At 72.5% G+C, this 11,944-nt stretch carries 15 protein-coding genes; 9 read left to right on the top strand and 6 right to left on the bottom strand.

Features of this window, described 5'->3' with window-relative positions:
• Positions 1-24: 24 nt before the first annotated feature.
• The 3 genes from ABT158_RS28310 to ABT158_RS28300 all read right to left on the bottom strand — a co-directional run bounded on the left by ABT158_RS28310 (position 25) and on the right by ABT158_RS28300 (position 3,006).
• Positions 25-1,647: a trypsin-like peptidase domain-containing protein gene (locus tag ABT158_RS28310; protein WP_352358389.1), complete on the bottom strand. Its 1,623-nt coding sequence runs from the start codon at positions 1,645-1,647 to the stop codon at positions 25-27.
• 114 nt (positions 1,648-1,761) lie between these two features.
• Complete coding sequence (gene ligD, locus ABT158_RS28305) at positions 1,762-2,763, bottom strand: non-homologous end-joining DNA ligase (protein ID WP_352358387.1); 1,002 nt, start codon at positions 2,761-2,763, stop codon at positions 1,762-1,764.
• A gap of 48 nt (positions 2,764-2,811) precedes the next feature.
• Positions 2,812-3,006 carry a hypothetical protein gene (locus tag ABT158_RS28300; protein ID WP_352358385.1) on the bottom strand — a complete coding sequence of 65 codons (195 nt, stop codon included), beginning with the start codon at positions 3,004-3,006 and terminating at the stop codon, positions 2,812-2,814.
• A gap of 368 nt (positions 3,007-3,374) precedes the next feature.
• Between ABT158_RS28300 and hisD the strand changes: the two genes are divergently transcribed.
• From hisD to hisF, 9 genes are read left to right on the top strand one after another with little or no spacing between them, the layout of a single operon-like run.
• Positions 3,375-4,691 carry a histidinol dehydrogenase gene (hisD, locus tag ABT158_RS28295; RefSeq protein ID WP_352358384.1) on the top strand — a complete coding sequence of 439 codons (1,317 nt, stop codon included), beginning with the start codon at positions 3,375-3,377 and terminating at the stop codon, positions 4,689-4,691.
• Positions 4,688-5,773 (top strand): histidinol-phosphate transaminase, encoded by a 1,086-nt coding sequence (locus ABT158_RS28290; protein ID WP_352358382.1) that lies wholly within the window; start codon positions 4,688-4,690, stop codon positions 5,771-5,773. The genes hisD and ABT158_RS28290 overlap by 4 nt, the downstream gene beginning before the upstream one ends.
• Positions 5,770-6,363 (top strand): imidazoleglycerol-phosphate dehydratase HisB, encoded by a 594-nt coding sequence (hisB, locus tag ABT158_RS28285; RefSeq protein WP_352358380.1) that lies wholly within the window; start codon positions 5,770-5,772, stop codon positions 6,361-6,363. Before ABT158_RS28290 ends, hisB begins: the two co-directional genes overlap by 4 nt.
• Complete coding sequence (locus ABT158_RS28280; RefSeq protein WP_352358378.1) at positions 6,360-6,515, top strand: CG2302 family histidine operon protein; 156 nt, start codon at positions 6,360-6,362, stop codon at positions 6,513-6,515. Before hisB ends, ABT158_RS28280 begins: the two co-directional genes overlap by 4 nt.
• The gene (gene hisH, locus ABT158_RS28275; protein WP_352358376.1) at positions 6,512-7,147 is read left to right on the top strand and encodes an imidazole glycerol phosphate synthase subunit HisH; all 636 of its coding nucleotides are present in this window, start codon (positions 6,512-6,514) and stop codon (positions 7,145-7,147) included. Before ABT158_RS28280 ends, hisH begins: the two co-directional genes overlap by 4 nt.
• On the top strand, positions 7,144-7,473 hold the full coding sequence (locus ABT158_RS28270; RefSeq protein ID WP_352358374.1) for a hypothetical protein: 330 nt from the start codon (positions 7,144-7,146) through the stop codon (positions 7,471-7,473). Before hisH ends, ABT158_RS28270 begins: the two co-directional genes overlap by 4 nt.
• Positions 7,474-8,196, top strand: coding sequence for a bifunctional 1-(5-phosphoribosyl)-5-((5-phosphoribosylamino)methylideneamino)imidazole-4-carboxamide isomerase/phosphoribosylanthranilate isomerase PriA (gene priA, locus ABT158_RS28265; RefSeq protein ID WP_352358372.1), 723 nt, complete (start codon positions 7,474-7,476; stop codon positions 8,194-8,196).
• Positions 8,197-8,228: 32 nt separating this feature from the next.
• A complete protein-coding gene (locus ABT158_RS28260) occupies positions 8,229-8,618 on the top strand; it encodes a Rid family hydrolase (RefSeq protein ID WP_352326354.1) in 390 nt (129 codons plus the stop codon).
• Positions 8,615-9,376, top strand: a complete 762-nt coding sequence (hisF, locus tag ABT158_RS28255) for an imidazole glycerol phosphate synthase subunit HisF (RefSeq protein ID WP_352358369.1) — start codon at positions 8,615-8,617, stop codon at positions 9,374-9,376. The genes ABT158_RS28260 and hisF overlap by 4 nt, the downstream gene beginning before the upstream one ends.
• Before the next feature lie 105 nt (positions 9,377-9,481).
• On the opposite strand, the gene ABT158_RS28250 is transcribed toward hisF, so the two are convergent.
• From ABT158_RS28250 to ABT158_RS28240, 3 genes are all read right to left on the bottom strand, one after another.
• Positions 9,482-10,843, bottom strand: a complete 1,362-nt coding sequence (locus ABT158_RS28250; protein WP_352358367.1) for a glutamine synthetase family protein — start codon at positions 10,841-10,843, stop codon at positions 9,482-9,484.
• A gap of 62 nt (positions 10,844-10,905) precedes the next feature.
• The gene (locus tag ABT158_RS28245; RefSeq protein WP_185844438.1) at positions 10,906-11,067 is read right to left on the bottom strand and encodes a hypothetical protein; all 162 of its coding nucleotides are present in this window, start codon (positions 11,065-11,067) and stop codon (positions 10,906-10,908) included.
• A 163-nt stretch (positions 11,068-11,230) separates the two neighbouring features.
• Positions 11,231-11,887: a TIGR03085 family metal-binding protein gene (locus ABT158_RS28240; RefSeq protein WP_352358365.1), complete on the bottom strand. Its 657-nt coding sequence runs from the start codon at positions 11,885-11,887 to the stop codon at positions 11,231-11,233.
• Positions 11,888-11,944 lie beyond the last annotated feature (57 nt).

The following is an 11,944-nucleotide window of genomic DNA, read 5'->3' as shown; positions in this document are numbered from 1 at the left end:
GCGGGAGCCGGCGCAGGACGCTGCTTAGCCGGTGGCGGTGCGCAGCCGCAGGACGGCGGAGTTGTCGCGCTGGGCGGGGTCGAGGCGGGTGGAGGTGACGTGCATGGTGACCGGCAGGGCGGCCGGCAGGGCGGCGTCCGCGTCGCGGCCGACGGCGACCTTGGCGGAGATGCGGACGGGCCGGCCGGGGTGGATGACGTCGATCACGCATTCGGCGCGGTGGTCGCCGTGGCGGCAGGTGGCGCCGTCGACGGAGGTCAGGGTGGCGCCGGTCGGGAGCGTGAGGGTGACGGGCACCTGGGCGGCGGCCATGAGCCCGCGCATGGTGACGGTCGCGGTGACGGTGGCGGTGCCGCCGCGGCGGACGGGCGCGCCGGGGCCGGCGGCGTCGAGGGAGAGGGAGTCGTAGACGCCCTTGGGGTCGGCCTGGCGGACGATCGCGCCGTAGCCCTCCGCGTTGAGGGCGGTGGCGACGGAGTTGCCGTCGGGCTCGCCGTCCTCCTTGCCCGCCGACAGCACGCCGACCAGGTCGTCGCTGCCGCGGACGACCCACGGCCCGCCGCTGTGGCCCTTGGCCAGGTGGCAGTTGTAGGTCTCCATCCGTCCGGCCGGGTCGCCGGTGCCGGCGAGCCGGGCGGCGAGCATGTCGCCGGTGGTGTTCTCGCCGCGGGCCTGCTGGGTGCGGCCGAGGCACCAGAGCTGGTCGCGGCCGTCGTAGGGCCGGCGGCCGAGCACGCCGGGGTAGCCGGAGGTGGCGATGGTGAAGCGGCCGCCCTCGTTGCGCAGGGGGGTGAAGGCGCCGACGGTGTCCTGCAGGGTGCGGTTGCGGCCGCCGACCTCGACGAGCGCGACGTCGTAGACGGAGTTCCAGTCGCCGCCGGTGCGTCCGGTGTAGGCGTCGGGCTTCCAGGCGCGCCGTCCGCCCCATCTGCCGTACGGCTCGCGCTGGGCGGCCGTGGCGGCGCGGCCGTCGTAGGCGGGGACGAAGGCGAAGTTGGTGTGCCAGGTGCCGGACGCGGAGCCGTCGGGGCTGCTGTAGACGCAGTGGGCGGCGGTGATGACCAGCAGCCTGCTGGCCGAGCGGACGACGGAGGCGCTGCAGGAGTCGTCGCGGCCGGTGGCGTTGACGAAGAACAGGCGTCCGGTGGCGCGGCTGTTGCCGTCGGCGGTGTACGGCCGGCGTACGGGGGCGTAGCCGTTGGCGTCGCCGCCGGGGGTGAGCCGTTTGGCGCCGGGCACGCTGAGCCGCTCGGCCGCGCTGTGGTCGGCCGCGCTGTGGTCGGCGGCGCTCTGGGCGGCCGTGTCGAGACCGGTCGTGCTGAGGGGGAGGGCGGCGGCCTTGGCCTTGGCCTGCTTGCCGGGCGTCCAGTAGCGGGCGGCGCGTCCCGGGCGCATGAGCGGCGACGACGCGGCGCCCGGACTGCGGTCCCGGCGCTGGGCGGGGCGCTGCACAGGGCTCTGAACAGGGCGCTGCACAGGGCTCTGCACAGGGCTCTGTGCGGGGCTCTGCGCGGTGGGGGCCTTGAGCGGCGGCGGTTCGGCGGTGGCGGGCGCGGTGACGAGAGCGGTGGCGGGCGCGGTGGTGAGTGCGGTGGCGAGTGAGACGCCGGCGAGCGCGGCCAGCGTGGTGACCAGAGTCTTCGACACGATGTCCCCTTGGGCGGTCCGAAGCGATTCCGATCACTGTAAGTCATGACTTCATCGCTTACCGTGGCCAAACGGGACGTGTCGCGCCATGTCCTGCGCCCTTCCATCCCCCGGTCAGCCCGCCGCGGCGTCCCCGGGGGCGAGGAACTCGGCGGTGCTCGCCTCGCCGGGTTCGCGGTCGGGGCGCAGGCCGCGCCAGGAGGGGTGGCGCAGGCGGCCGTCGCCGGTGACCTCGGCGTACTGGACCTCGCCGACGACCCGCGGCTCGACCCAGTGCGCGTGGCGGGCGTGCTCGCGCGGGACGGGCTCGTCGAAGGGCGGGCCGGGGCGTTCCAGGGGCGTGAGGAGGTCCTGGAGGTCGCGCAGCATCTGCTGGGTGAAGCCGGTGCCGACGTGCCCGACGTAGAGCAGGCGGCCGCGCGGGTCGTAGGCGCCGAGCAGCAGCGAGCCGATCATGCCGGACCGCCGTCCGCCGCCGGGGTGCCAGCCGCCGATGACGACCTCGGCGGCGCTGACGTTCTTGACCTTGGTCCATTCGCCGCTGCGCCGGCCGGGCCGGTAGGGGGAGCCGAGCCGCTTGCAGACGATGCCTTCGAGCCCGAGCTGGCGGGAGGAGTCGAAGGCGCGGTCGGCGTGGTCGGCGAACCACACGGGCACCTCCCAGCGGAAGCCGGGGCGCAGGGTGTCCTCCAGCAGCTCACGGCGCTCGCGGTAGGGGCGGCCGATCACGCTGTCGGCGTCGAGGTGCAGGATGTCGAAGGCCATGAACGTCACCGGCACCGCCCGGGTGAGCTCGGCGACGGTGGCGGGGTTGCGCTGGTGCATGCGGGGCTGGAGGGCGGCGAAGCTGGGGCGTCCGGTCTCGTCGAAGGCGACGATCTCGCCGTCGATCACGGCCGCGTGCCGGCCGGTGGAGCCGGCCATGAGCTGCAGCTCGGGGTAGGCGGGGGTGATGTCCTTGTTGTTACGGGACATCAGGCGGACCGAGCCGCCTTCGACGTAGGCGAGGGCGCGTACGCCGTCCCACTTCATCTCCACGGCCCAGCCTTCGCCCTGGACGGAGGTCAGGGTGCCCAGCTGGGCCATCATCGGCGCGTAGGCCGGCAGCCCCACCATGGATCATGCCGTACCCCGGGGGGTTGATCGACAGTGGCGGGCCGGGGTCTACAAATGGTCAAGCGGGGTGTCTTCCACCAGTTCGCCGAGGTCCACGCCGTGTTCGTCCAGTTCGGAGACCGTCTTGCAGTAGCCGCGCAGGTACGTCCGGCCGTTGACGCGGTGGGAGACGCGCAGCAGTGGACGATCATCGAGGATGATCGCCTCCACCAGGATGCCGCCGGGGGCTCGCCACTGTCCCATGCCGCCCAGAGTAGGCGAGTGGACATAATGGACATGTAATGCGAAAGGCGTTACGAACTGCCTACGCCGCGCCGAGCGGGGCAAACAGCCGCAAGGTTATTTTTAACTCACCGAGAGTTTTCTCAGCCGCAGGGTGTTAGACGCCTGGCGGGCCGGGCAGAAGGGGGCCAGGCCATTCCCCCCGGCCGTGACCGCGCCCCCGTGGCGGCCACGGCCACTCGGCCCCGGCTTGGCCCGGTCCGGGGCTCCGGCGGCCGCGAGCGCGGTGTCGGCGAACGCCGCGCTCGCGGCCCCCGTAACGCGTCCAGCCTGCGTCCCGCATTCTGGACAGAAGCGGATCCGGGGTCCGGACTCCGTAGACTGTCAGGGTGATTTCCCGTATTGACATGCGCGGTTCCCTTCCTGCGGACCTGCGCGACGTGCTGCCCCGCGCCGAGCTCGACGTCGAGGCCGCCCTGGAGAAGGTGCGGCCCATCTGCGACGACGTGCGCCATCGCGGGGCGGCAGCCGTACGGGAGCTGACCGCCAGGTTCGACGGTGTCGAGATCGCCTCCGCCCGCGTCCCCGCCGACGTCGTCCGGCGGGCGCTCGACGAGCTCGACCCCCGGGTCAGGGCCGCGCTGGAGGAGTCGATCAGGCGGGCCCGGCTGGTCCACCGCGACCAGCGCCGCTCCGACGTCACCACGCAGGTCGTGCCCGGCGGCACGGTGACCGAGCGCTGGGTGCCGGTCGACCGCGTGGGCCTCTACGTGCCCGGCGGCCGTGCCGTCTATCCCTCCAGCGTGGTCATGAACGTCGTCCCGGCCCAGGAGGCGGGCGTCGCCTCGCTGGCCGTCACCAGCCCGGCCCAGAAGGAGTTCGGCGGGCTGCCCCACCCCACCATCCTGGCCGCGTGCGCGCTGCTCGGCGTCGACGAGGTCTACTCCGTGGGCGGGGCGCAGGCCGTGGCCATGTTCGCCTACGGCACCGAGGAGTGCCCGCCCGCGACCATGGTGACCGGCCCCGGCAACATCTGGGTCGCCGCCGCCAAGCGCCTGCTCAAGGGCCGCATCGGCATCGACTCCGAGGCCGGCCCCACCGAGATCGCCATCCTGGCCGACGAGACCGCCGACCCGGTTCACGTCGCCGCCGACCTGATCAGCCAGGCCGAGCACGACACGATCGCCGCCGCCGTCCTGGTCACCACCAGCCTTGAGCTGGCCGAGGCGGTCGAGAAGGAGCTGCCGGGCCAGGTCTCGGCCACCCGCCACTCCGAGCGCATCACCGAGGCGCTGGGCGGCCGGCAGTCGGGCATCGTGCTGGTCTCCTCGATCGACGACGGCATCAAGGTCGTCGACGCGTACGCGGCCGAGCACCTGGAGATCCACACCGCCGGCGCGGCCGAGGTCGCGGCCCGGATCCGCAACGCCGGGGCGATCTTCGTCGGCCCCTACGCGCCGGTCTCGCTCGGCGACTACCTCGCCGGGTCCAACCACGTGCTGCCCACCGGCGGCTGCGCCTGCCACTCCAGCGGCCTGTCGGTGCAGTCGTTCCTGCGCGGCATCCACGTCGTCGACTACACCCGCGACGCCCTGGCCCAGGCGGCGGCCCACGTGTCGGTGCTGGCCGACGCCGAAGACCTGCCGGCGCACGGCGCCGCGATCCGCGCCCGCTTCGACTGGCGAGTCCCCACGGAGTCAGAGTGAACCCCGCCGACGTGACCCTCGACGACCTGCCGATCCGCGACGACCTGAAGGGCCGCTCGCCCTACGGCGCGCCGCAGATCGACGTGCCGGTCCGGCTCAACACCAACGAGAACCCCTATCCGCCCTCGCCCGCGCTGGTCGCCGACCTGGCGCAGGCCGTCGCCGCGAGCGCGGGCGAGCTCAACCGCTACCCCGACCGCGACGCCACCGGGCTGCGCGCCGACCTGGCCGCCTACCTGGGCCACGGGCTGAGCCCCGAGCAGGTGTGGGCGGCCAACGGCTCCAACGAGGTGCTCCAGCAGATCCTGCAGGCCTTCGGCGGCCACGGGCGCACCGCCATCGGGTTCGAGCCGTCGTACTCGATGCACCCGATCCTCACCACCGGCACCAGCACCGAGTGGATCGGCGCCGCCCGTGAGGACGACTTCTCCCTCGACCCCGGCAAGGCCGTCGCGGCGATCGAGGAGCACCGGCCCGACATCGTCTTCCTGGCCTCGCCCAACAACCCGACCGGCACCGCGCAGCCGCTGTCGACGATCGAGGCCGTGCTGGCCGCCGCGCCGGGCGTGGTGGTGATCGACGAGGCCTACGCCGAGTTCGCCCGCCAGGGCACTCCGTCGGCGCTCACGCTGCTGCCGCGGCACCCGAGGCTGATCGTCACCCGCACGATGTCCAAGGCGTTCGCCATGGCCGGCACCCGCCTCGGCTACCTGGCCGCGCACCCGGCCGTGGTGCAGGCGCTGCTGCTGGTGCGGCTGCCGTACCACCTGTCCACGCTCACCCAGACGGCCGCGCGGGTCGCGCTGCGCCACCGCGCCGAACTGCTCGGCACGGTCGACGCGCTGCGCGCCGAGCGCGACGCCACGGTCGCCTGGCTGCGCGGCAAGGGGCTGTCGGTGGCCGACTCCGACGCCAACTTCGTGCTGTTCGGGCGGTTCCCCGACCGGCGCGAGGTGTGGGAGGGGCTGCTGGCCCGCGGTGTGCTCATCCGCGAGGTGGGCCCGCCAGAATGGCTGCGTGTGTCGATCGGCACCGGCGAGGAGATGGCGGCCTTCCGCGCCGCGATGGAGGAGGTTCTGTGAGTCGCGTAGGGCGCGTGGAGCGGGCAACGAAGGAGACCTCGGTCCTGGTCGAGGTGGGCCTCGACGGCACCGGCCTGGTCGACGTCTCGACCGGGGTGGGCTTCTTCGACCACATGCTGGCCCAGCTCGGCAAGCACGGTCTGTTCGACCTGACCGTCAAGACCGAGGGCGACCTGCACATCGACGCCCATCACACGATCGAGGACACCGCGCTGGCGCTGGGCGCGGCCTTCCGCCAGGCGCTGGGCGACAAGTCCGGCATCCGGCGGTTCGGCAGCGCGTCGTGCCCGCTGGACGAGTCGCTGGCCCAGGTCACGGTCGACCTGTCCGGGCGGCCGTACCTCGTGCACACCGAGCCCGCGGGCATGGCCCCGATGATCGGCCCCGACTACGACACGACGATGACCCGGCACATCCTGGAGTCGCTGGTCGCCCAGGCGGCCATCTGCCTGCACGTGCACGTGCCGTACGGGCGCAACGCCCATCACATCGTCGAGGCCCAGTTCAAGGCGCTGGCCAGGGCGATGCGCGAGGCGTCCGAGCTCGACCCGCGCGCCTCGGGCGTGCCGAGCACCAAGGGTGTGCTGTGACCGACAACCTCATCGCGGGCGTCATGGTGTTCCTCGGGCTGTTCCTCGTCGGCGGCGTGTTCTCGCTGGCCAAGCAGGGTCTCAAGGTGGGCGCCACGGTCTGCGCGCTCGGCGCGGCGATGGCGATCACGGCGGGGGTGTTGTGGTGGTGAGCAAGAACATCGTGGTGCTCGACTACGGCTCGGGCAACCTGCGCTCGGCCGAGCGGGCCCTGGCCCGGGTGGGCGCGGACGTCACCGTGACCGCCGATTTCGACGCGGCGCTCGACGCCGACGGGCTGGTCGTGCCGGGCGTCGGCGCGTTCGCGGCCTGCATGGCCGGGCTCAAGGGCGTCCACGGCGACCGGGTCATCGGCCGCCGCCTGGCCGGCGGGCGTCCGGTGCTGGGCATCTGCGTCGGCATGCAGATCCTGTTCGCGCGGGGCGTCGAGCACGGCGTCGAGACCGAGGGCTGCGGCGAGTGGCCGGGCACGGTCGAGCGGCTGGAGGCGCCCGTGCTGCCGCACATGGGGTGGAACACGGTCAAGGCGCCCGCTGACAGCGTGCTGTTCGCCGGGCTCGACGCCGACACCCGCTTCTACTTCGTGCACTCCTACGGCGTGCGCGAGTGGGAGCTGCGGCCGGCCGACCCCGGTTTCGCCGCGCCCGTGGTGACCTGGGCCGAGCACGGCGTGCCGTTCGTGGCCGCCGCCGAGAACGGCCCGCTCATGGCCACCCAGTTCCATCCGGAGAAGTCCGGCGACGCCGGAGCCGCCCTGCTGAGGAACTGGCTAGAGACGGTATGAGCAAGGAGCGGGCGCGCCGGCGGGCCGAGCGGGAGGCCGAGCGGGCGCGCGCGATCCGGCGCAACGAGGAGCGGCAGGCGCGCCGCGCCCGGCGCCGCGCCCTGACCGCCCGCCTGATCCCGCGCCCGGTCCGGTTCGCCCGGCAGGGCGGCCTGATCGCCCGCCGCCATCGCGCCCAGAACGTCGCGGTGGCGCTCGGCTTCCTGATCGTGCAGGCGATCGTGTGGCTGGTCTGGGGCTCGCCCGCGGTGAGCCTCGCCGTGTTCGTCTTCTCCCTGCTGCTCGCACCTGTTGTGGTGACCCTCGCTTTCGACCGGAGGACCTGAATGTCGCTCGTATTGCTTCCCGCCGTGGACGTCGCCGATGGCCAGGCCGTGCGCCTCGTCCAGGGTGAGGCCGGGACCGAGACCGGCTTCGGCGAGCCGCTCGCCGCGGCGCTGGCCTGGCAGGAGGCGGGCGCCGAGTGGATCCATCTGGTCGACCTCGACGCCGCGTTCGGCAGGGGCTCCAACAAGGAGCTGATCAGCGAGGTGATCGGCAAGCTCGACGTCAAGGTGGAGCTGTCCGGCGGCATCCGCGACGACGAGTCGCTGGCCGCCGCCCTGGCCACCGGCTGCCGCCGGGTCAACATCGGCACCGCCGCCCTGGAGAACCCCGAGTGGTGCCGGAAGATCATCGCCGAGCACGGCGACCGGATCGCGGTGGGCCTCGACGTGCGCGGCACCACGCTGGCCGCCCGCGGCTGGACGAAGGACGGCGGCGACCTGTGGGAGGTGCTCGACCGCCTGGAGGGCGACGGCTGCCCCCGCTACGTCGTCACCGACGTGACCAAGGACGGCATGCTGCAGGGCCCCAATCTCGACCTCTACCGGCGGATCTGCGCACACACCGACAAGCCCGTGATCGCCAGTGGCGGCGTGTCCAGTCTTGACGACCTGGTGGCACTGGCTTCTCTCGTCCCGGACGGAGTGGAGGGAGCCATCGTGGGCAGGGCCCTGTACGCTCACGCGTTCACTCTGGAGGACGCGCTGGCCGCGGTACGCGTTTAGCTTCGCCGGGAGGGGGCGGAATGAGCGTCAGCATGGAAAGCACCGGTCCGAGGGTGTTCTCGGGCGGCATCTGGGAGGAGAAGTACGGCTACGCCCGCGCCGTGGTCGTGGGCGAGCGTGTGATCGTCTCCGGGTGCACGGCCACGATCGACGGCGAGGTACGCCACGTCGGCGACGCCTACCGGCAGAGCCTGACCGCCATCGACATCGCGCTCGACGCCGTCGAGGTCGGCGGCCTGACCCGCGAGGACGTCGTCATGGTCCGCTACTACGTGGTGGAGCAGCGCCACTTCGACCTCGTCGGCCGGGCCATCTACGAAGTCTTCGGGCACGTGCGGCCCGCCTGCACAGGAGTGAGGGTCGCCGGGCTGGTCGACCCTCGAATGCTGGTCGAGATCGAAATCGAGGCACTGCGAGCATGACCGTAGCGGTAAGAGTGATCCCCTGTCTCGACGTCGACGCCGGGCGGGTCGTCAAGGGCGTCAACTTCGAGAACATGCGCGACGCGGGAGATCCGGTCGAGCTGGCCAGGCGCTACGACGAGGAGGGCGCCGACGAGCTGACCTTCCTCGACATCACCGCCTCGTCGGGCGAGCGGGAGACCATGCTCGACGTGGTGCGCAGGACCGCCGAGCAGGTGTTCATCCCGCTCACCGTGGGCGGCGGCGTGCGCGCGGTCGACGACGTCAACCGGCTGCTGCGGGCCGGGGCCGACAAGGTGTCCCTGAACACCGCGGCCATCGCCAGGCCCGAGCTGCTGACCGAGGCGTCGCGGCGGTTCGGCGCGCAGTGCGTGGTGCTGTCGGTCGACGCCCGCCGGGCGCCGGGCATGCCCAGCGGGTTCGAGGTGACCACCCACGGCGGCCGGCGCGGCACCGGCATCGACGCGGTGGAGTGGTCGGCGCGCGGCGAGGAGCTGGGCGTCGGCGAGATCCTGCTCAACTCCATGGACGGCGACGGCACCCTCGACGGCTACGACCTGGAGCTGCTGCACGCGGTGCGCGCGGCGGTGCGGGTGCCGGTGATCGCCAGCGGCGGGGCCGGCCGGCTGGAGGACTTCCCGCCGGCCATCGAGGCCGGGGCCGACGCCGTGCTGGCCGCCAGCGTGTTCCACTTCGGCACGCTCAAGATCGGCGACGTCAAGGAGACACTGCGGATGGCGGGCCACCCGGTCCGCTGAGGCCACCCGGTCCGTTGTGTCCATCCGGTCCGGAGAGGCCCGCCTGCCGGCCCCGCCCACGCGGGGCCGGCGGCATGGGACCGGCGGCGCGGGCCCCGGGGGCGGTCAGAACACCCGCAGGTGGTGGAAGAGCTCGTAGGAGGCGTCCTTGGCGGCGAACGCGGCCGCCTCCGAACGCTTGACCGCCAGGTACGCGCTGCGCCGCAACGGCCCGAGCGCCTCCATGAGCACCTCGTCGGCCTCCAGCGCGTCGAGCGCCTCCTCCAGGGAGCCGGGCAGGCGGGGATAGCGGTCGGGCACGGTGTCGGGATCGACGTCCACGGCCTCGCCCGGGTCGAGCTTGCGGCGGATGCCGTCGAGCCCGGCGTGGATGACCGCGCCGAGCGACAGGTACGGGTTGGCCGAGGAGTCCGACGGCTTCAGCTCCAGGTTCGGCTCGCCGCTCTCGCCCAGCGGCGAGCACACGCGCACGGCCGCCTCCCGGTTGTCGGGGCCGTAGACCGCGTACGCGCTGGACCACATGCGGGGTGACAGGCGGCGGAAGCTGTTGACGCTGCCGCAGGTCAGGGCGGTCAGGGCGGGCAGGTGGGCGATCAGGCCGCCGATGAAGTGCGCGCGTTCCGCGCCGTCCTCGGCGAACAGGTTCCGGTTGTCGCGCCACAGTGACAGGTGCAGGTGGGCGCCGTTGCCGGCCTGGTCGGCCAGGGGCTTGGGGGCCAGCGAGGCCCACATCGACATGCGCATCGCCACGCCGCGCACGGTCTCCCGGTAGAGCACGTGGTTGTCGGCGGCGCGCAGCGGGGGCGCGTGGTGCACCGACAGCTCCTGCTGGCCGGGGCCGAGCTCGGGATGGTAGTGCTCGACGCGCAGGCCCTGGGTCTCCAGCGCGCGCATGAGCTTGATCGTGTAGTCGTGCGCGGTGTCGAAGCCGGTGCCGGCGTAGCAGAGAGAGTCGTCGAGCGGCACCAGCCGGTCGGGGCCGCCATTGGGGTCGGGCAGGCGGCGGCCGAGCGTGAACTCGGGCTCGAAGGCCGCCTCGATCCGGTAGCCGTCGGCGGCCAGCTCCGCCACGGCGTCCTTGAGGAACGTGCGGGCGCAGGCTTCCCACGGTGAGCCGTCGGGCCGCCGCAGGTCCGACAGCATCGCGGCGGCGCCCGGTGCATGGGGCAACGGGACGAACGTGGCCGGGTCGGGGACAATGCGAACCTCGCCCACCGGACCCAGGTGCTCGACCTCCTGAAGCTGGTCGAGCATGTTCATCGCCATCATGGCCACCGTGTGCCCGATGCCCGAGTGGAGCCGTTCGGCCAACCGGGACCGGGACGCCGCCTTGCCACGGACCACGCCACCGTGGTCGGCGTACAGGAAACGGATCAGCTCGATGCCCTCAAGCTCTGCCCGTTCGAGGACGCGCCGGGCCTGCGGATCGAGCTGATTGATCTTGTTGCCGCTGGGGCGATCTCTCATCCTGCCTGCGTAACACGATCTGTCAGCGCGTGGAAGCACCTAGCGCGGACAGAACGCGAACATCAGGTCAGAACATTCGTAAAGAAGACCGCCAATTGGTTGGCTCCTTGGACAATTCCGTCAAACACGCCGTTGACCGCGGCCGCCGCCTGGGCCGGCCGGGTGAACAGGTAGAAGACCACGAACGCCACCAGAACGTACGTAGCCACCTTCTTGACCTGCATGGGGGGCCTCCTGCAGTCCATTCCCAGCCGTATATACCCGGATCTGGGCGATCACGGTCATCTTCTGTGAAGATGTCCAAGATCCTAACCGGGGGGCTTCTTTCCTGTGCCATCGTACGGGCTGGAGGTTTAAGACGAGGGGTTTCTGGGCCGAGGGTTTCGGTCAGAATCCGAGCCGGGCTTCGGTTGCCCGGCTCACCGCCGCGTCGTCGCCGGTCAGCTCCACCCTGGCGTGCTCCTGCCGGCCGAAGCAGAACAGCAGCAGCTCCTGGGCCGTGCCGGTGACCTGGACCTTGGCGCCCTCCCGAGCCCCGCCGAGCGCCACCCCGCCTGCCGCCCCGCCGCCTGCCGCCCCGCCGCCGGTGCGGCGCAGCACCAGGCGCACCGGCGAGCGGCGCAGCATGATCCGGGCGCCCGCCGACACCCGCTTCCAGATGAGCTCGTCGAGGTCGGCCGGCAGCTCGCGCGGCTCCCATCCGGGCTGGGCGCGGCGCACGTCCTCGTGGTGGACGAAGAACTCCAGCGTGTTGACCGCCTTGTCCAGGAAGGGCAGCAGCCCGTAGACGCCGCCCGGCCGCCGGACGATGCCCACCAGCTCGGGGTAGGGGTGTCTGGCCTTCAGGCCATTCTGGACCGAGGCGGTGTAGCCCGCCAGCGCGCTGATCCCGATGCCGCCCATGGCGTCCGGCCGGCGCTCGCGCAGCACGAGGTGGGCGGCCAGGTCGTAGGTGGTCCACCCCTCGCACAACGTGGGCGCGTCGGGGCCGAGCCGGTCGAACAGGTCGCAGAGCGCGGTGCGTTCGCCACGAGCGTGAGTCACCTGATCAAGCCTACCTGTGGGAATAAGGAGACGACCGGCCGTGATAGGGACATAGAT

Source organism: Nonomuraea sp. NPDC001636 (assembly GCF_040298265.1).
Taxonomy (GTDB): Bacteria; Actinomycetota; Actinomycetes; order Streptosporangiales; family Streptosporangiaceae; genus Nonomuraea.
The sequence above is the reverse complement of the archived record's forward strand: the minus strand, read 5'-3'. Positions and strand labels throughout refer to the sequence as shown.